Consider the following 17,823-nt stretch of genomic DNA (forward strand, 5'->3'; position numbering starts at 1 on the left):
TTATAGCTGTTTTAATTGAAAACATTCATCTTCGCACTCGTCTCATCGCAGAACGCCGTGCGGCCTCCTTCAGGAAATACTCATGAAAATAGTCTCTTTCAATATCAACGGCCTGCGAGCGCGTCCTCATCAACTGAGCGAGATTGTCACCCAACATGCGCCTGATGTTATTGGCCTGCAGGAAACCAAAGTAGACGATCCGCAGTTTCCGCTGGAGATGGTCGAGAAACTGGGATACCACGTTTACTTTCACGGTCAGAAAGGTCACTACGGTGTAGCGCTGCTGTGTAAAGAAGAGCCGCTGTGGGTGCGCAAGGGACTACCAAAAGACAATGACGAGGCGCAACGACGAATGATCAGCGCTGCTATACCCTGCGCTGACGGTAAGCCCCTGTTTGTGTTCAATGGCTACTTCCCGCAAGGTGAGAGCCGTGACCACCCTACCAAGTTCCCTGCCAAGCAGAAGTTCTACGCTGACCTGCAGGCACACCTTGAGCAGGATTTCACTGCCGATCAGCGCATTATTATCATGGGGGATGTGAATATTTCTGATACTGACGCTGATATCGGTATCGGCGCCGATAATGCCAAACGCTGGTTACGTACTGGCAAGTGCAGCTTTTTGCCCGAGGAACGCGAGTGGATGCAACGCCTGAAGGCCTGGGGCATGGTCGATACGTTCCGGCATCTGCACCCCGAGGTGAACGATAAGTTCAGTTGGTTTGACTACCGCAGCCGCGGCTTTGAAGACACGCCCAAGCGTGGGCTGAGAATCGATATGATCATGGCCAGCCGTCCCCTACTGGACCTCTGTACAGAAAGCGATATCGATTACGCTATCCGAGCAATGGAAAAGCCCTCTGACCATGCGCCGATCTGGAGTAACTTCACACTCTAGACAAAAAAAGCCCGGGCGATATAACCGCCCGGGCTTTTTAATCACCGGCCTGTTCAGGCCAACTCAGCTTCCGGCACTTCTATCTCCAGCTCACCATCACGCAAGGTAATGTGAACTGTACCGCCATGCTCAGCTAGGTCACCAAACAGAATTTGCTCAGCCAGTGGCCGCTTGATCTTGTCCTGGATCAGCCTTGCCATCGGGCGCGCACCCATCAACGGATCATAGCCGTGCTCAGCCAACCAGTTACGGGCTTCCTCATCGACCTCCAGCAACACATGCTTGTCTTCCAGTTGTGCCTGAAGCTCGGTTAGGAACTTGTCGACCACAAACTTGATGCTGTCGTGGGTCAGGCGGCCAAACTGGATGATGGCATCCAGACGATTGCGAAACTCCGGCGTGAAAGACTTCTTGATGATTTCGGTGCCGTCTGCGCTGTGATCCTGATGCGTGAAACCAATGGACGCACGCGTCATGCTCTCGGCGCCGGCGTTGGTGGTCAGCACTATGATCACATTGCGGAAGTCCGCCTTGCGCCCGTTATTATCGGTCAGGGTGCCGTGATCCATCACCTGCAGCAGCAGGTTGAAGACCTCGGGATGCGCCTTCTCGATCTCATCCAGCAGCAACACGCAGTGCGGGTTCTTGGTCACAGCCTCAGTCAGCAGACCGCCCTGATCAAAGCCAACGTAACCGGGCGGTGCGCCAATCAGGCGAGATACGGTGTGGCGCTCCATGTATTCCGACATGTCGAAACGCAGGAGCTCGACACCCAGGCTTTTAGCCAGTTGACGGGTTACCTCGGTCTTGCCCACACCAGTGGGCCCGGCGAACAGGAAAGAACCAACCGGCTTATCGGCCGACTTCAGGCCCGCTCGGGACAGCTTGATCGCCGTCGACAGCGCGTCGATAGCGGTATCCTGACCAAAAACCACCAGCTTGAGATCGCGGTCGAGATTCTGCAGCAGCTGTTTGTCGCTCGACGACACATGCTTTGGCGGAATACGCGCGATCTTGGCAACGATGGACTCAACTTCAGCCACATCAATAAACTCTGGCCGGTTTTCTGGCAACTGCAGGCGCTGATAGGCGCCTGCCTCGTCAATGACGTCAATGGCCTTGTCGGGCATATGACGATCATTGATATACCGGTCCGCCAGTTCTGCGGCAGCCTTAAGTGCTTCATCGGTATAACGAATACTGTGGTGATCCTCAAAACGGCTCTTAAGCCCTTTAAGTATCTGAATGGTATCGCTCACCGAAGGCTCGATCACATCCACTTTCTGGAAGCGCCGTGCCAAGGCACGATCCTTCTCGAAGATGCCGCGAAACTCTTGATAAGTCGTGGAGCCAATACAGCGAATCTCGCCGGATGACAGCAACGGCTTGAGCAAATTCGACGCATCCATTACGCCGCCGGATGCGGCACCGGCACCGATAATAGTATGAATTTCGTCGATAAAGAGAATTGCATGTGGACGCTTGCGCAGTGCTTTGAGTAGAGCCTTAAAGCGCTTCTCGAAGTCGCCACGGTATTTGGTTCCGGCCAGCAAAGAACCCAGATCTAGAGAATAAACCACCGCCTCAGACAGAATGTCAGGTACTTCGCCATCGACGATACGCTTGGCCAGCCCTTCTGCAATGGCGGTTTTGCCCACGCCCGCCTCACCGACCAACAGGGGATTATTCTTGCGGCGACGCATCAAAATCTGCGCTACCCGCTCAACTTCGGTTGCGCGGCCAACCAGAGGGTCAATCCGCCCCTTGCGCGCCTGTTCATTCAAGTTGCTGGCATAGGACTCAAGCGGGTTGCTGGCGGTTGCACCTTCGCCACCCTCATCATCCATAGGCTCCTGATCTTCACCCATTGATTCAGCATCACCCGGCACCTTGGAAATGCCATGCGATATGAAATTGACGATATCAATGCGAGCGATTTGTTGCTGCTTAAGGAAGAACACAGCCTGGCTTTCCTGCTCGCTGAATATAGCGACCAGCACATTGGCGCCGCTAACCTCGCCTTTGCCTGAGCTTTGCACATGAAAAACCGCACGCTGCAGTACGCGCTGAAAACCCAGAGTAGGCTGGGTTTCGCGTTCATGATCCTGCTTGGGGATCAGTGGTGTGGTGGAATCAATGAATTCGGTCAGCTCACGGCGCAACCGGTCCATATCCGAGCCGCAGGCGTTAAGCACGTCAATCGCGGCCTGGTTATCCAATAAAGCCAACAGTAGATGCTCTACTGTCATAAATTCGTGGCGTTTGTTGCGCGCTTCCTTGAACGCCAGGTTCAGGGTGATCTCGAGATCTCTATTGAGCATGTTGCCACCTCATATCACGCGATAATAATCGCTTTGTTACGCTTCCCGCTCAATCTGACACATCAGCGGGTGTTGGCACTCCTTTGCGTACTCATTCACTTCAGCCGCCTTGGTCTCGGCGATATCCCGGGTGTAGATACCGCAAACCGCTCTGCCCTCAGTATGCACCTTCAGCATGATCTGCGTAGCACTTTCGCGGTTGTGCGAGAAAAAACCTTCCAGCACCTCAACCACAAAGTCCATTGGGGTGTAGTCATCGTTCAGCATGACCACTTTATAGCGCGAAGGCGGCTTTAGCTCGGGCTTGCTGGTCTCGACCGCAAGGCCGTGATCGTCCTCGTGCTCAGGCGCGCCTGAACCTTCGATTAAGGTTAGTTGAAATTTCGTCATTGAAAACATAGGTCGCTTGGCTGTTCGCATTGGTAAATAGGCCGCTCATCGCAAAAGTGCGTACTGGCACACAGCTTGTCTGAGGCTGGCTTGACTTACCTCGATTAGGTGATAAAAAGTGTAATAGTGCTTGACTGATCAGTCACGAATTAAAGTTCCTACCTGTTCTCAGTCTAGGCACCGTAGGACGCACATTCACATGAAGTGACGGTTATCAGAGGGATGCAGTATGGAGAACGGTAAGGTCAAATGGTTCAACAACGCCAAAGGGTACGGTTTCATTGTAGCCGATGGACGGGAAGAAGACCTTTTTGCACACTATTCAGCTATCCAGATGGATGGTTACAAAACGTTGAAGGCCGGGCAACCGGTACAATTTGACATCATCCAGGGCCCCAAAGGACTACACGCGGTCAACATTCAATGTCCAGAGCAACAAGCTAGCAAGAAACAACTGGAAAATGAAGATGTTTCAGCCGAAACAGTGACGAACTACTAGCGTCCTGACCTGATTCCAGTGCACAAAACAAAGCCGGCGTTAGCCGGCTTTGTTTTGCTTTCAGCACGGTAAAAGGACGAGCAGGCTCGCCCCTTTCCTCGCTGCGTTACTGCTTTTACATGGACGCGATCAAATCGTCGCCGAACTCGGAGCACTTGCGCAGTTGTGCGCCTTCCATCAGTCGCTCAAAGTCGTAGGTCACTGTCTTGTTGGCGATAGCGCCTTCAGTGCCCTTGATGATCAGGTCAGCCGCTTCTACCCAGCCCATGTGACGCAGCATCATCTCTGCAGACAGGATCAGTGAACCGGGGTTTACCTTGTCCTGACCTGCGTACTTGGGTGCCGTACCGTGAGTCGCTTCAAACATGGCGATAGAGTCGGACAGGTTGGCGCCAGGTGCGATGCCAATGCCGCCTACTTCAGCCGCCAGGGCGTCGGACAGGTAGTCACCGTTGAGGTTCAGGGTGGCGATCACGTCGTACTCGGACGGACGCAACAGAATCTGTTGCAGCATGGCGTCAGCAATCACGTCCTTGACGACGATATTCTTGCCGGTCTTGGGGTTCTTGAACTGCATCCAGGGACCGCCATCAAGCAGCTCGGCGCCGAACTCGTCACGGGCAATTTCATAGCTCCACTCTTTGAAGGCACCTTCGGTGAACTTCATGATGTTGCCTTTGTGCACGATAGTGACAGAGTCACGATCGTTATCTACAGCGTACTGCAGAGCCTTGCGTGACAGACGCTTGGTGCCTTCCTCGGAAACCGGCTTGATACCGATACCGCACATGTCGGTAAAACGGATCTTGGTTGCGCCCATTTCTTCGGTCAGGAACTTGATGACTTTCTCGGCTTCTGGAGTACCAGCCTTGAATTCAACGCCCGCGTAGATATCTTCGGAGTTCTCACGGAAGATAATCATGTCAACGTCCTGGGGCTTCTTGACCGGGCTAGGTACACCGGTGAACCAGCGAACCGGACGCTGACAAACGTACAGATCCAGCTCTTGACGCAGTGCAACGTTCAGCGAACGGATGCCACCACCTACTGGTGTAGTGAGGGGGCCTTTGATCGAGACAACGTAATCCTTAACCGCTTCCAGGGTCTCTTTTGGCAGCCAGGTATCCTGATCGTAAACCTGGGTGGCTTTCTCGCCAGCAAACACTTCCATCCAGGAAATCTTGCGCTCGCCGCCATAGGCCTTTTCGACTGCAGCGTCGACGACCTTTATCATTACCGGGGAAATATCAACACCGATGCCATCTCCCTCGATATAAGGAATGACAGGGTTGTTGGGTACATTCAGGGAAAGGTCGGCATTAACAGTAATTTTGTCGCCGCTTGCCGGCACTTGGATCTTTTGGTATCCCATTTTTGACTCCGTGTATGTTGTCGTTGCAACTAGTAGCCTGCGGGCGGGTAACCCATAGGCACTGAATAAGAATACGGATTTTGAGCTGCCGTATTGTTGTAGTTTTCCTACAAAAAGTCACGCATTTTTGTTCAAACCTATTGCTGTGGCCCGGATGCTTACGCTCTCAAGTGCCTATTCACAGCAAAAAACGGTAGGTGTGTAGTAACACTACAAAGACACTACACGCCTTCGACTATCAGAATCCTAGTCGCTTTTGCTGTCAATGCTAGTCTTGCTTTATCCATTCGCGTGATGGTTCACCCAACAGCGGCTTTGCGCTACCCTATGCCACCGTTGGAGGGCCCATCATGCGTTTCACTCCCCATCTTACCGTTGCCTGTATCGTTGAAGACAACGGCCGCTTTCTGATCGTAGAAGAGCACCGCGATGGTCGGTTGGTGCTTAATCAGCCAGCAGGTCATTTGGAGTCAGGAGAAACCCTGCTTCAGGCAGCAGTGAGGGAAACCCGGGAAGAAACCGCCTGGAGCATCGAGCTCGTTAGCGTGACAGGGCTGTACCTGTTTACCGCAGCCAATGGTACAAGTTACCAACGTACCTGCTTCTTTGCCAGGCCACTAAAGTATGACGCCGATCAGCCATTGGACGACGGTATTGTAAGAGCGCGCTGGATGACCCTTGAAGAAATCAATCAGGAACGCCATAAACTGCGTAGCCATCTGGTGCTCGATTGCATCCTCGACTACCTGAACAAACCGCACTACTCACTGGATTTGATTCGTTGACATGAACACCTATACCGCCAAAGCACCTGATCAAACTCGCGTCATCGTCGGTATGTCCGGCGGGGTCGACTCCTCTGTATCTGCGGCGCTGCTGCTGGAGCAGGGCTATCAGATTGAAGGCCTGTTCATGAAGAACTGGGACGAAGACGACGGCACAGAATATTGCACCGCCATGGATGATCTGGCTGACGCCCAGGCGGTCAGTGACAAGTTGGGCATCAAGCTGCACACGGCGAACTTTGCTGCTGAATACTGGGATAATGTGTTCGAACATTTTCTTGAAGAGTACAAGGCGGGACGGACCCCCAATCCGGACATCCTGTGTAATCGCGAAATCAAATTTAAGGCTTTTCTCGATTACGCCCTCGCCCTCGGCGCCGACCTGATCGCGACCGGCCACTACGTCAGACGCGCCGAACGAAACAATCAAACGCTGTTGCTGCGTGGTCTTGATGGCAATAAAGACCAGAGCTATTTCTTGCACGCAGTAGGCGCCGAGCAGATTGCGCGAACACTCTTCCCTGTCGGTGAGCTGCAGAAGCCTGAGGTCCGGCGTATTGCCGAGAAGTATGAGTTGGCCACCGCGCGCAAGAAGGACTCAACCGGCATCTGCTTTATTGGCGAGCGCCGCTTCAGTGATTTCCTCAAGCAGTATCTGCCCGCTCAGCCGGGCGACATTCAGACCACCGAGGGCGAGGTTATTGGTCGCCATCATGGTTTGATGTACCACACCATTGGCCAGCGCCAGGGTTTGGGAATCGGCGGCTTGCAAGGGGCCAGTGATGAGCCATGGTATGTCTTGAAAAAAGACCTGAGCAATAACGTGCTGGTGGTCGGTCAGGGCAACAATCATCCCTGGCTGTTTGCAAGCGCCCTCACTTGCTCGACAATTTACTGGGTTAACCCAGAGCCGGCTGCGCGCGGCTCGATTCGGGTCACGGCTAAAGTACGCTATCGGCAGCCTGACCAGAACTGCCTGTTGGAGCCAACAGCAGACGGGTACCGTATTGTGTTTGATGAACCGCAACGGGCGGTTACCCCAGGTCAGTCAGTGGTGCTCTATCAGGGTGACGTTTGCCTTGGCGGCGGCGTTATTGAAACGGCTGAGCCGGCCTTTGACGAGCGTGCAGCATGAGTAATATCCGTGATCAGGCCATTGCCTTGGGCGCCATTTTCGAGGCTGCCCTGCAGGTAGATAAGCTGGCGCGCAGCGGTAAATCAGCAGAAGGTCCGACGGCGTGTCTGGCGAGCAGTATTCTGATTACCTCGCCCGATGACGTGCTCAGTGTCTATGGCGGCAGCACACACCAGATTCGCAGTGGCTTGCAGGCGCTGGAGGCCATGTTGGAACGCGATACAGCTGCCTTGCAGCGTGATGCCTTGCGCTATGTTATGAATCTGCTGACGCTAGAGCGGCAGCTCGCAAAACGCAGCGACATGCTGCAGGTCCTTGGCCAACGTATCAGCCAGACTGAACATCAAGTCGAGCATTTCGGTATTTTGCATGACAACGTGATGGCCTCGCTTGGCGCCACTTACCAGGACACCCTCAGTACGTTACGACTGCGTATTCAGGTACAGGGCGATATGCGCTACCTGCAACAACCCGATACGGCCAATCGCATACGCGCGTTACTGCTTGCCGGTATTCGCGGCGCAACCTTGTGGCGTCAGGTCTGCGGTCATCGCTGGCAGTTGCTATTTCAGCGAAAGAAGCTTCTGGACGCTACCCGAGCCCTACTGCGTGGTTGAACTCGTCCGTCAGGACAATCCGCGCCAGGGCGCAATGCTACTGGCACTATCAGCGCTCCTGTTTGCGATCATGGGCGTGCTGATTAGAGAGGTGTCGGTCGGGGTCAATAATGAAACGGTGGTCTTCTTCCGCAACCTGGTAGGCGTGCTGTTCTTCCTGCCAATGATGTTGCTGAAGGGGTTTGCGCCCTTCCGTACCCAGCGCCTTCGCAATCACTTTCTGCGGACTTTTTATGGTCTAGGAGCAATGTATTGCTTCTTTTACGCAATTGCCCACCTGCCGCTGGCAGACGCCATGGTGTTCACCTATGCGGCACCGGTATTCACCCCCTTGCTCGCCTGGTGGTGGCTACGCGAGAGCCTTACGCCGCGAATTATCGGCGTAGTGCTGGTCGGTTTTGTCGGCGTGCTACTGGTGGCCAAGCCCACCGGGTCACTATTTGAACCCAAGGCGTTAGCCGGAGTGGCGGCAAGTCTGCTGGCGGCGGCAGCCTTCGTGTCGATTCGAGCGATGAGCAGTAGTGAGCCAGCCAGCCGCATCGTATTCTACTTTGCAACCTTCTCAACGCTGCTTTCTGGCATACCTATGCTGTGGGCCTGGCAGGTGCTGACCCTGCACCAACTGCTGTTGTTGCTGGCAGTCGGACTGGTTGCGACTACCAGCCAACTGGTGATGTCCAAGGCCTATGCATTGGCGCCGCCCGGCAAAATAGGGCCGTTGAGCTATCTGGCTATCGTTTTCTCCGGTGGCTTTGCCTGGTTCCTCTGGGGCGAAATGCCCGGGGTGTCGTCATGGGCTGGCGCAGGGCTTATCTTCGTGGCTAGCCTGCTGAGTATCTCCAGCTCGCCGAAGCAGGCCAAAAGTGCGTGAATTGGTGTATGATTTGCGCCTTTTCCGCCAGCTTTTTTTGACGAGAACCCTTTTATGCAACTCTCCTCGCTGACCGCCGTATCTCCCGTCGATGGCCGCTACGGCAGCAAGACCGCCAATTTGCGCCCAATTTTCAGTGAATACGGCTTGATCCGTTTTCGCGTCCAGGTAGAGGTTCGCTGGCTTCAGTGCCTGGCAGCTCACCCTGGCCTGACCGAGATCGGCCCTTTTTCAGCCGAGGCCAATCAGCTTCTTGATACGCTGGCGGAACGCTTTGAGCAGGTTCATGCCGAGCGTGTGAAAGAATTCGAGCGCACCACCAATCACGATGTTAAGGCCGTGGAATATCTGCTCAAGGAGCAGGCCAAACAGCTACCTGAGCTGGAAAAGGTCAGTGAGTTTATTCACTTTGCCTGCACTTCAGAAGACATAAACAACCTGTCCCATGCGTTGATGCTGCGCGCCGGCCGCGACGACGTACTACTGCCGCTGATGCGTCAGATCGCCGAGAGCATTCGTGCTCTGGCTGTTGAGCACGCAGCAGTGCCTATGCTTTCACGTACACATGGTCAGCCGGCCTCCCCCACTACACTGGGCAAAGAACTGGCGAATGTGGTTTACCGCCTGGAGCGGCAGATTAAGCAGATAGAAAGTATTCCTTTGCTGGGTAAAATCAATGGCGCGGTGGGCAACTATAATGCTCACTTTTCTGCCTATCCCGATGTCGACTGGGAGGCTAATGCCAAGCATTTCATCGAAGAGACGCTAGGGCTTGATTTCAACCCCTACACCACGCAGATCGAGCCGCACGATTACATTGCTGAGCTGTTCGACGCGGTAGCGCGTTTCAACACTATATTGATCGACTTTGATCGTGACATCTGGGGCTATATTTCCCTCGGCTACTTCAAGCAGAAGACCATCGCTGGCGAAATTGGCTCATCTACCATGCCGCACAAGGTCAACCCGATTGACTTCGAAAACTCTGAGGGCAATCTCGGCATTGCCAACGCCATCATGCAGCACCTGGCCAGCAAGCTTCCCATCTCGCGCTGGCAGCGTGACCTGACAGATTCGACCGTACTGCGTAATTTGGGCGTTGGCTTTGCCCACAGCGTTATTGCTTACGAATCATCACTCAAGGGCATCAGTAAACTGGAGCTAAACGCCAAGCGTATTGCTGAAGATCTGGATAACTGCTGGGAGGTATTGGCAGAGCCAATTCAGACTGTCATGCGTCGCTTTGGTGTTGAGCACGCTTACGAGAAGCTCAAGGACCTGACTCGGGGTAAGGGAATCACCCCTGAGGCACTGCTCGCCTTTGTTGAGGGTCTGGATATTCCCGATGCAGCCAAGCAGGAGCTGAAGAGCCTGACGCCAGCCAACTATATTGGCAGTGCAGTAGCACAAGCCAAACGTATTTAACTTTTAACGCGGACAACTGAGCTCGGATCAGCAAGCAGGCCAACGCAGAAATCAACTGCTAGGCTCTAAGTATCGATCCGTTCTTCAGCATCGCACCACAACGCCCGGGTCTGCCGGGCGTTTGCTATTTCAGGATTGGATACTTATGAGTTCAGAATTTGATGCGTTACTCGGTGATGTTGGTGTGGAACGCTTTCTTCGTGAGTACTGGCAGCGCAAGCCACTGCTTATTCGCCAAGCCATTCCAGGCTACAGCAGCCCCATTGAGCCAGACGAGCTAGCCGGCCTGTCGCTGGAGGAAGAAGTAGAGTCACGTATCGTTATCAAAAACGGCGGCCACCCTTGGGAGCTGCGGCGCGGCCCCTTTGCTGACGATGACTACAAGGCGTTGCCCGAGCAGGACTGGACGCTATTGGTACAGGCAGTGGATCAATTTGTACCGGATGTTGCCGAGCTGTTAAAACGCTTCCATTTTCTACCAAGTTGGCGCATTGATGATGTAATGATCAGTTATGCCACACCGGGCGGTGGCGTTGGACCACATTTCGACAATTATGATGTGTTTCTGCTGCAGGCTGAGGGCAAGCGGCGTTGGCGTATTGGCCAACACTGCAACAGTACCAGCGCGCTTCAGGACAACCCGGACCTGCGTATTTTGCGTGATTTTGAGTGCCAGGACGAATGGGTGCTTGAGCCCGGCGATATGCTCTATATCCCGCCAGGTTTTGCCCATGATGGTATTGCCGAGACCGACTGCATGACCTATTCCATCGGTTTTCGCGCACCGAGCCATCAGGAAATTCTGGTGCACTTTACCGACTACCTCGCTAGCGAGCTCAGCGAAGATGCTCGCTACAGTGACGCGGGTCTCAAACAGCCACAAGACCCAGCTGCCATTGATGAAGAATCCGTTGATCGTCTGCAACGAAGTATTCTTGAGCTGGTCCAAAACAGGGAAGCGTTGGCGACCTGGTTCGGGCGTCACATGACAGAAACACGCTATCCTGAACTGGCACAAAGCTATATTGATGATGAAGCAGATCTGCTGGAAGGGCTGAATGCTGGCATCGCCTTGCTGCATAACCCCAGTATTAAACTGGCGTATCGCGTTGCAGCCGATGGTTCGGTTCAGCTGTTTGCCAGCGGCGAACATTGCACCGTACCGGGTGCCTTGCTGCCGTTAGTACAGCAGATCTGCAATCAGAGTTATTTGACGCCGCAAGCGCTTGAGCAATGGCATGAAAATGCTGAGGCCATCGAGCTATTGGAGCAACTGCTAGCGAAGGGGTATCTCCTATTGGAGGGGGATGATGAATGAGATACACATCACTACGGTAGATTGGGTAAATGGTAAAGCGCTCCGCGATATTCGCCAGCAGGTATTTATCGACGAGCAACAAGTGCCGGCCGACCTGGAGTGGGATACACAGGATGAGAGTGCTACCCATTTCCTGCTCTACTACCAGGCTCAACCTGCTGCGACGGCTCGACTGCTAAGCGACGGCCATATTGGTCGCGTTGCTGTATTGGCGCACTATCGCGGTCTGGGCCTGGGCGCCGCTATCATGCGGCATGTGATGGAGTACGCTCAGACTAGCGGAATGCGCGAATTGATTCTCTCGGCCCAGGTTCACGCCGCTGCGTTTTATCGCAAGCTTGGCTTTGTTTGTTGCTCAGAGGAGTATGAAGACGCGGGGATTGCTCATCAGGACATGTGCTGGCAGGCAAGCGATCAGCTGAGCGCTGTGGCCACGGTCGAGCTGGCCGATATCGAGTTTCAATCGCCGGGGCGCTTCGATATCAGCAACCCCGAGTTCAATCGCGAGACTGTCCAGCCATTAGCCGAAGGCGACGCCGAGTTGCACTCGGTGAGTGGCGCTATTGCTTGCGAACAGGTTACTACGCTGGTAGATCAGTGTCGGCGCAGACTGCGAATCTACTCCCCTGAACAGGCCCGCTGGCTGTTCAACCAGCGAGGCTTTATCCAGGCCTGCGAGCGCCTTATAGCGCGCGATCCAAAAACAAGGATACAGATACTTCTGCAGTATGTGGACAAGGAGTTTCTGCAGGGGCGCACGCTGCTGAGCCTGGTTCATCGCTTTCCAAGTCTGTGCGAAATTCGCTGCCAACATCCCGACCTGACAAAGAACAAGTATGTGCAGATGACAACGGACTCACAGGGTTTTTTCATGTTGCCTGACTGCCGTGTGCGAGAAGGCTTTGTGCGTCAGTACACGCCTGATCAGGTCAAGCGTTGGTCCAGCCAGTTCGATGAGCTTTGGGCCAGTAGCCAAAGTGATCCCGCCATCCGGAGATTTCTACTATGAAGCCACGTGCGTTTATCAAGCTGATCAGCTGGATGTGCCTGTCTATTGTCGTGCTCTATGCCAACGCCACACCCACCACAGAAATCGTCCCGCTATCATACAACATGGCAGAGGATGTCATTCCTGCTCTGCAGCCCATGCTGCGCTCAGATGAGCGCGTTTCTGCGTATGGCAATCAACTGCTGATTCGTGCAGAACCTGCGCGGATCGTTGAACTGAAAGTCTTGCTTGAGCAGATTGACCAACAGCCTTCACGTCTGCGTATCAGCGTGTCCAATAGTGGCAGCAGTAGCGGAGTTGAGCGCGGATATCGTGTCGATGGACGTATAAGCACTGGTCCGGCGGATATCATCATCGGTAATGGCAGCAAGGGTAATCAAGCCAGAATAATCAACCGCCAGACACGCTCTGCGGATGATGGCGTGAGACAGGTAGTCGCTAGCGAAGGCTATCCCGTACTGATTCAGAGCGGACAGAGCGTGCCCTTGACCACGCGCACTACCGACGCTTACGGACGGATTGTTGAGCAAACCCAGTACCAGAACGTCACCCAGGGATTTTACGCAACAGTGCGGCTTAACGGCGAGATGGCGACCATTACCTTGAGCGCCAATAACGATCGGCTGAACCGCAACCACCAGGGCGTGATTGATGTCCAGCGCGCCGACACGGTGGTTACTGCGCGGCTTGGCGAGTGGGTCACCGTCGGCGGGCTGGATGATTCCGATAGCCGCAATGGTGCCGATATAGGCCGCAGTATCTCTACGCAGCGCCAATCCAGTGGCAGCATTCGCCTTATGGTAGAGCGGCTTAACTAAGCTGTCTGTCAGTGCCCTCATCTATGTAGTGCGCTAAAAAAAACACTACACCTGATTGACTTATATGCCTTGAGGTCTCATTATTGCCTCGCTCCCGCTAGCCAGAGGCCTCAGATAGGTCTCCGAGTCGAAGCCAAAACCAACGGCCCGACACGTGTCTTTACCGCTCACAAAGCTGTTTGACGAGGTGGCGACTGGAACGAAAGTTGTCCTGAGGGACGGGGAAGCGATTTAACGTAGGTAATGGTGTTCAGCAGCTTAAGTCCGCGATAACGGAGACGTTGTCTTTTTGGTGACTTATTGCCTGAAGTACCTTGCCACACCCCCCCTCCTCTAGCATTTCGCCAGTCTCCTCCTTTTTTAGTCAAACGTTGTTTAAGTGGTTTTGCGGCCAGCGGAGCATGGGTCGACAAATCGTGCTGAACCTAACGCAAACTTTGAAGGATGGACCATGTCAGCTTATCAAAACGACATCAAAGCAGCTGCCGAGCTGAAAGAACAAGCAGGTAGTGGCTGGAGCGCTATCAACCCAGAATCCGTCGCTCGCATGCGTGCGCAGAACCGCTTCAAGACCGGTCTGGATGTTGCCAAGTACACCGCGGCTATCATGCGCAAGGATATGGCTGAATACGACGCCGACTCCTCTGTCTACACCCAGTCTTTGGGTTGCTGGCACGGCTTCATCGGTCAGCAGAAGCTGATCTCCATCAAGAAGCACCTGAAAACCACTAACAAGCGCTACCTGTACCTGTCTGGTTGGATGGTTGCTGCACTGCGCTCCGAATTCGGCCCGCTGCCAGACCAGTCCATGCACGAGAAAACCTCTGTGTCTGCGCTGATCGAAGAGCTTTACACCTTCCTGCGCCAGGCTGACGCTCGTGAACTGGATCTGCTGTTCACCGCCCTTGACGACGCTCGCAAAGCCGGTGACAACGCCAAGGCTGCTGAAATCCAGGCTCAGATCGATAACTACGAAACTCACGTTGTGCCGATCATCGCTGATATCGACGCTGGTTTCGGTAACGCCGAAGCGACCTACCTGCTGGCCAAGCAGATGATCGAGGCCGGTGCTTGCTGCATCCAGATCGAAAACCAGGTTTCCGATGAGAAGCAGTGCGGCCACCAGGACGGCAAAGTAACCGTTCCTCACTCCGACTTCCTCGCCAAGATCAACGCTGTTCGTTACGCGTTCCTCGAGCTGGGCGTTGACGACGGTGTTATCGTTGCACGTACCGACTCACTGGGTGCTGGCCTGACCAAGCAGATCGCTGTTACCAACGAGCCGGGCGACCTGGGCGACCAGTACAACGCTTTCCTTGACGGCGACTACATCACCAGCGCTGACGACATCAACAACGGCGACGTTGTAATCAAGTCCAACGGCAAGCTGCTCAAGCCCAAGCGTCTTGCTTCCGGTCTGTTCCAGTTCCGCAAGGACACCGGTATTGACCGCGTTGTTCTGGACTGCATCACCAGCCTGCAGAACGGTGCTGACCTGCTGTGGATCGAAACCGAGAAGCCGCACGTTGGCCAGATCGCTGAGATGGTTAACCGTATCCGCGAAGTGGTTCCTAACGCGAAACTGGTTTACAACAACAGCCCGTCCTTCAACTGGACCCTGAGCTTCCGTCAGCAGGCATACGATGCGATGGCTGAGGCTGGCAAGGACGTTTCTGCCTACGACCGCGCCAAGCTGATGAGCGTTGAGTATGACGAAACTGAACTGGCTCAAGTGGCTGACGAGAATATCCGTACCTTCCAGGCTGATGCAGCCCGTGAAGCAGGTATTTTCCACCACCTGATCACTCTGCCGACTTACCACACTGCTGCGCTGTCTACCGACAACCTGGCAAAAGGTTACTTCGACAAGGAAGGTATGCTGGCTTACGTGAAAGGCGTTCAGCGCGAAGAAATTCGCCAGGGCATCGCCTGCGTTAAGCACCAGAATATGGCTGGCTCCGATATCGGCGACAACCATAAAGAGTACTTCGCTGGTGAAGCTGCTCTGAAAGCGGGTGGTAAAGACAACACCATGAACCAGTTCGGCTGATAGCGGACCGGTATCCCGGCCGAGAGGCCTTGGTGTAGAAAAGGGGCTACCTTCGGGTAGCCCCTTTTTTCTATCTCGTATTGATTGGCTCAGGTAGAATGCGCGCCAATCTACCTCCTCTGCTCTACTCAACTAGGCTTTTGTTATGGCACGTCTGCAGCTCGAATTCCCGGAAAACCAGTTTTATTTCACGACCCAACTAACGGTACGTATCACCGACATAAACTCGGCCAACCACTTGGCCAACGATTCGATGATCTCTATGATCTCCGAGGCGCGTGCCCGCTTTCTTTACCAATTTGGTATTGAGGAAGTCAGCGAGAGAGGCGTAGGCATTATCGTCACCGACCTGGCTACGACCTATCTGCGTGAGGCCTTTGCAAGAGACGCACTGGTTTTTGAGGTAGGCTTGATGGATCTCAACAAATACGGTGGCGACATCATCTTCCGTATCAGCAAGTCCGGTAATGGTGAGCAGGTTGCGCTGGCAAAGTCAGGCTTCGTGTTTTATCACTTCGAGAGCTCAAAGGTACGCCCAATGCCGGAAGATTTCCGCGTTCGCTTCCCCGGTGTAAACTCACTGGAAGAGTAACTGGTTACCTAAAGATATAAGCATAAAAAAACCCGGCCTAAGCCGGGTTTTTTTGGTCTGGTACGTTATTAACGTACTTCAACTTCTGCTTCAACTTCTGCTTCAACGCGGCGGTTCATTGAACGGCCTTCAGCAGTTGAGTTGTCAGCAATCGGACGAGCTTCACCGTAACCGGCTGAGCTTACGCGCGAACCATCAACGCCTTCACCGATCAGTGCTTCGCGGACAGCATTGGCGCGACGCTCAGACAGGTTCTGGTTGTAGCTATCGCTACCGACGGAGTCAGTGTGACCTTCAACGGTAGTAGTCACGGAAGGATAAGTCTTCATGAACTCAGCCAGGCTCTGGATGTCTTGACGGTATTCTGGACGGATAGTGTCCTTGTCAAAGTCAAACAGCACGTCCAGTTCTACGCGAACTGACTGCATTTCAGGTGCTGGCTCTGGCTGTGGCATTGGTGCAGGAGCAGCGGCAACGACGGGCTCTTCTTTCTTGGAGCCGAAGTTGATGCCCAAGCCTACGCCAGCCTGCCATTCGGTGTTGCCATGGTCAAAGCCATACAGCGCATCAAGACCAGCCTTCACGAAGAAGTTTTCGTTCAGGTAGTTTTTGATACCAACGCCGGCCATAGCCATAGTGGTGCGATCGTCTTGGCTGGTACCGACTTGCTCAAGCTCTTGGTGAGCCAGGCCAGCGGATACGTAAGGACGGATATTGCTGTTGCCAAAGTGATAAACCGCTTCAACCTGAGCCAGTTTGCCGTCGAGGTTGGTGTTGGTGCTATCGTCTTCCAGGCCTTTGTACTTACCCAGGCCAATGTTAAGCAATACGTCATCAGTAACGAAGTAACCGAGGCTACCACCCACCAGGGTGCCGTCGTTCATGTCGTATTTGCTGTCGCTGAAGTAGCGATCCGCGAAAGCTTCTACTTCCACAGAACCCTGCTGGCTCATTGCCATCGCAGGAATGCTGGAGGCAGCAATCACAGAACCAACAACGATACCCACAGTGTTTTTCAATTTCATTATTGAATCCCCATCAAATCCATTAGGACGTTAACTTTACGTAAAGCTCTTGTGTAGTATAACTGAAATACACTAACAACTATACAAGCCTTATATAAAAGGACTGTCAATCTGATTACGCAGTTTTTCCAGTGCTCTTTTATAGCGCATTTTGGTCGCGCTTAATCCCATGCGCATAATATCGGCAATTTCTTGGAACTCAAGTTCCGCAACAAAACGCAAAACCAGTATTTCTCTATCAATAGGATTGACGTGAGAAAGCAGTGCATTCAGCCCTGGAGCCTCTCCTGCAATGGGCTCTGGCTCGATCGCCTCGTCCTGGTCATCAAGGCTCAAGGCGTCTAGCAGGCGCCTTTTCCGCTTTTCTTTGCGGTACTGAGTGATGCACTCATTGTAAGTAATGCTATATAGCCAGGTTTTGAACTTAGCCTTTCCTTCGAATTGCTTAAGGCCGTGCAAGACTTTCAGCATGACCTCTTGGCAGACGTCATCCGCGTCCCTTTCGTTGCCTAGATAACGCGCGCACACATTAAAAAGCGTCCGCTGATAGCGACGCATGAGCTCTTCATAGGCAATAGTAGTGTGAAGCAGTTCAACTTTTGCAGCGTTGACCAAATCTTCATCACTCAGTGTTGCCGGATTATAGCGGCGGCGAGGCTCGTTACGACTGGTCAAGGCTTGGGTATCTTTGCTGCAAA

At 53.7% G+C, this 17,823-nt stretch carries 17 protein-coding genes; 12 read left to right on the top strand and 5 right to left on the bottom strand.

The window, feature by feature from the left end; translation table 11 throughout:
- Nucleotides 1–82: 82 nt before the first annotated feature.
- Nucleotides 83–898, top strand: coding sequence for an exodeoxyribonuclease III (xthA, locus tag EF096_RS08890; RefSeq protein WP_123889272.1), 816 nt, complete (start codon nt 83–85; stop codon nt 896–898).
- A 53-nt stretch (nt 899–951) separates the two neighbouring features.
- On the opposite strand, the gene clpA is transcribed toward xthA, so the two are convergent.
- Both clpA and clpS read right to left on the bottom strand, forming a co-directional pair.
- Entirely contained in the window at nt 952–3,219 is a 2,268-nt protein-coding gene (gene clpA, locus EF096_RS08895) for an ATP-dependent Clp protease ATP-binding subunit ClpA (RefSeq protein WP_123889273.1), read from the bottom strand.
- Between the two features lie 36 nt (nt 3,220–3,255).
- On the bottom strand, nt 3,256–3,609 hold the full coding sequence (gene clpS / locus EF096_RS08900) for an ATP-dependent Clp protease adapter ClpS (protein WP_372237872.1): 354 nt from the start codon (nt 3,607–3,609) through the stop codon (nt 3,256–3,258).
- Between the two features lie 229 nt (nt 3,610–3,838).
- On the opposite strand from clpS, the gene cspD reads away from it, so the two are divergent.
- Complete coding sequence (gene cspD, locus EF096_RS08905; protein WP_123889275.1) at nt 3,839–4,108, top strand: cold shock domain-containing protein CspD; 270 nt, start codon at nt 3,839–3,841, stop codon at nt 4,106–4,108.
- A 115-nt stretch (nt 4,109–4,223) separates the two neighbouring features.
- Here cspD and icd read toward each other — a convergent pair whose 3' ends face one another.
- On the bottom strand, nt 4,224–5,480 hold the full coding sequence (icd, locus tag EF096_RS08910) for an NADP-dependent isocitrate dehydrogenase (RefSeq protein ID WP_123889276.1): 1,257 nt from the start codon (nt 5,478–5,480) through the stop codon (nt 4,224–4,226).
- A 350-nt stretch (nt 5,481–5,830) separates the two neighbouring features.
- Here icd and EF096_RS08915 point away from each other — a divergent pair, with 350 nt between their 5' ends.
- From EF096_RS08915 to EF096_RS08960, 10 genes are all read left to right on the top strand, one after another.
- A complete protein-coding gene (locus tag EF096_RS08915; RefSeq protein ID WP_123889277.1) occupies nt 5,831–6,265 on the top strand; it encodes an NUDIX hydrolase in 435 nt (144 codons plus the stop codon).
- A gap of 1 nt (nt 6,266) precedes the next feature.
- Nucleotides 6,267–7,400: a tRNA 2-thiouridine(34) synthase MnmA gene (mnmA, locus tag EF096_RS08920; protein WP_123889278.1), complete on the top strand. Its 1,134-nt coding sequence runs from the start codon at nt 6,267–6,269 to the stop codon at nt 7,398–7,400.
- A complete protein-coding gene (gene hflD, locus EF096_RS08925) occupies nt 7,397–8,017 on the top strand; it encodes a high frequency lysogenization protein HflD (RefSeq protein ID WP_123889279.1) in 621 nt (206 codons plus the stop codon). Before mnmA ends, hflD begins: the two co-directional genes overlap by 4 nt.
- Nucleotides 8,018–8,051: 34 nt before the next feature.
- Nucleotides 8,052–8,888, top strand: coding sequence for a DMT family transporter (locus tag EF096_RS08930; RefSeq protein ID WP_123889324.1), 837 nt, complete (start codon nt 8,052–8,054; stop codon nt 8,886–8,888).
- 54 nt (nt 8,889–8,942) lie between these two features.
- Nucleotides 8,943–10,313, top strand: coding sequence for an adenylosuccinate lyase (gene purB / locus EF096_RS08935; protein ID WP_123889280.1), 1,371 nt, complete (start codon nt 8,943–8,945; stop codon nt 10,311–10,313).
- Nucleotides 10,314–10,458: 145 nt separating this feature from the next.
- Entirely contained in the window at nt 10,459–11,631 is a 1,173-nt protein-coding gene (locus tag EF096_RS08940; protein WP_123889281.1) for a cupin domain-containing protein, read from the top strand.
- Nucleotides 11,624–12,640 (top strand): GNAT family N-acetyltransferase, encoded by a 1,017-nt coding sequence (locus EF096_RS20795; RefSeq protein WP_123889282.1) that lies wholly within the window; start codon nt 11,624–11,626, stop codon nt 12,638–12,640. Before EF096_RS08940 ends, EF096_RS20795 begins: the two co-directional genes overlap by 8 nt.
- The gene (locus EF096_RS08950; protein WP_123889283.1) at nt 12,637–13,458 is read left to right on the top strand and encodes a secretin N-terminal domain-containing protein; all 822 of its coding nucleotides are present in this window, start codon (nt 12,637–12,639) and stop codon (nt 13,456–13,458) included. The genes EF096_RS20795 and EF096_RS08950 overlap by 4 nt, the downstream gene beginning before the upstream one ends.
- 451 nt (nt 13,459–13,909) lie before the next feature.
- Nucleotides 13,910–15,508, top strand: a complete 1,599-nt coding sequence (locus EF096_RS08955; RefSeq protein ID WP_123889284.1) for an isocitrate lyase — start codon at nt 13,910–13,912, stop codon at nt 15,506–15,508.
- A 145-nt stretch (nt 15,509–15,653) separates the two neighbouring features.
- Nucleotides 15,654–16,100 (top strand): thioesterase family protein, encoded by a 447-nt coding sequence (locus tag EF096_RS08960; protein ID WP_123889285.1) that lies wholly within the window; start codon nt 15,654–15,656, stop codon nt 16,098–16,100.
- A 68-nt stretch (nt 16,101–16,168) separates the two neighbouring features.
- Here the strand turns inward: EF096_RS08960 and EF096_RS08965 are convergent, their stop codons facing one another.
- Together EF096_RS08965 and sigX are read right to left on the bottom strand one after the other, a co-directional pair.
- Nucleotides 16,169–17,125 carry an OmpA family protein gene (locus tag EF096_RS08965; RefSeq protein ID WP_123889286.1) on the bottom strand — a complete coding sequence of 319 codons (957 nt, stop codon included), beginning with the start codon at nt 17,123–17,125 and terminating at the stop codon, nt 16,169–16,171.
- Between the two features lie 90 nt (nt 17,126–17,215).
- A complete protein-coding gene (gene sigX, locus EF096_RS08970) occupies nt 17,216–17,800 on the bottom strand; it encodes an RNA polymerase sigma factor SigX (RefSeq protein ID WP_123889287.1) in 585 nt (194 codons plus the stop codon).
- Nucleotides 17,801–17,823 lie beyond the last annotated feature (23 nt).

The organism is Pseudomonas neustonica (genome assembly GCF_003797945.1).
Taxonomy (GTDB): Bacteria; Pseudomonadota; Gammaproteobacteria; order Pseudomonadales; family Pseudomonadaceae; genus Halopseudomonas; species Halopseudomonas neustonica.

Excerpts from the sequence above, each read along its gene's own strand:
- xthA (WP_123889272.1), top strand. The coding sequence starts at position 83 with ATGAAAATAGTCTCTTTCAATATCAACGGCCTGCGAGCGCGTCCTCAT.
- clpA (WP_123889273.1), bottom strand. The coding sequence starts at position 3,219 with ATGCTCAATAGAGATCTCGAGATCACCCTGAACCTGGCGTTCAAGGAA.
- clpS (WP_372237872.1), bottom strand. The coding sequence starts at position 3,609 with ATGACGAAATTTCAACTAACCTTAATCGAAGGTTCAGGCGCGCCTGAG.
- cspD (WP_123889275.1), top strand. The coding sequence starts at position 3,839 with ATGGAGAACGGTAAGGTCAAATGGTTCAACAACGCCAAAGGGTACGGT.
- icd (WP_123889276.1), bottom strand. The coding sequence starts at position 5,480 with ATGGGATACCAAAAGATCCAAGTGCCGGCAAGCGGCGACAAAATTACT.
- EF096_RS08915 (WP_123889277.1), top strand. The coding sequence starts at position 5,831 with ATGCGTTTCACTCCCCATCTTACCGTTGCCTGTATCGTTGAAGACAAC.
- mnmA (WP_123889278.1), top strand. The coding sequence starts at position 6,267 with ATGAACACCTATACCGCCAAAGCACCTGATCAAACTCGCGTCATCGTC.
- hflD (WP_123889279.1), top strand. The coding sequence starts at position 7,397 with ATGAGTAATATCCGTGATCAGGCCATTGCCTTGGGCGCCATTTTCGAG.
- EF096_RS08930 (WP_123889324.1), top strand. The coding sequence starts at position 8,052 with ATGCTACTGGCACTATCAGCGCTCCTGTTTGCGATCATGGGCGTGCTG.
- purB (WP_123889280.1), top strand. The coding sequence starts at position 8,943 with ATGCAACTCTCCTCGCTGACCGCCGTATCTCCCGTCGATGGCCGCTAC.
- EF096_RS08940 (WP_123889281.1), top strand. The coding sequence starts at position 10,459 with ATGAGTTCAGAATTTGATGCGTTACTCGGTGATGTTGGTGTGGAACGC.
- EF096_RS20795 (WP_123889282.1), top strand. The coding sequence starts at position 11,624 with ATGAATGAGATACACATCACTACGGTAGATTGGGTAAATGGTAAAGCG.
- EF096_RS08950 (WP_123889283.1), top strand. The coding sequence starts at position 12,637 with ATGAAGCCACGTGCGTTTATCAAGCTGATCAGCTGGATGTGCCTGTCT.
- EF096_RS08955 (WP_123889284.1), top strand. The coding sequence starts at position 13,910 with ATGTCAGCTTATCAAAACGACATCAAAGCAGCTGCCGAGCTGAAAGAA.
- EF096_RS08960 (WP_123889285.1), top strand. The coding sequence starts at position 15,654 with ATGGCACGTCTGCAGCTCGAATTCCCGGAAAACCAGTTTTATTTCACG.
- EF096_RS08965 (WP_123889286.1), bottom strand. The coding sequence starts at position 17,125 with ATGAAATTGAAAAACACTGTGGGTATCGTTGTTGGTTCTGTGATTGCT.